This window comes from Streptomyces sp. SID4985, from assembly GCF_009863025.1.
Taxonomy (GTDB): Bacteria; Actinomycetota; Actinomycetes; order Streptomycetales; family Streptomycetaceae; genus Streptomyces.
The window spans coordinates 1-225 of record NZ_WWIR01000259.1 but is presented as its reverse complement, the minus strand read 5'-3'; the positions used below and the strand labels follow the sequence as shown (position 1 = coordinate 225).

The following is a 225-nucleotide window of genomic DNA, read 5'->3' as shown; positions in this document are numbered from 1 at the left end:
TGGTGTGCGGGGCGTTGTGCGACTGGCTGCCGGTGCCGGTGCCGGTGCCGGAGTCCGTGTCCGAGTGGGACGGGGTGTCCGCCCTGTAGGTGTCCTGGCCGACCGTTTCTGCAGGGGTCTTCCGCGTGGCCGACTTCTTGTCGTTCTTGGTGGAGTCCGTGCCGGTCGGCGCGGGGCGCGTACCGCCCAGCGCCGTGGCGGCCGAGGGGAGTGCCGTGGGCGCGG

At 73.3% G+C, this 225-nt stretch carries 1 pseudogene; it reads right to left on the bottom strand.

The window, feature by feature from the left end:
• Positions 1–225 (bottom strand): annotated as a pseudogene (locus tag GTW40_RS10500) (hypothetical protein); the annotation flags it as partial.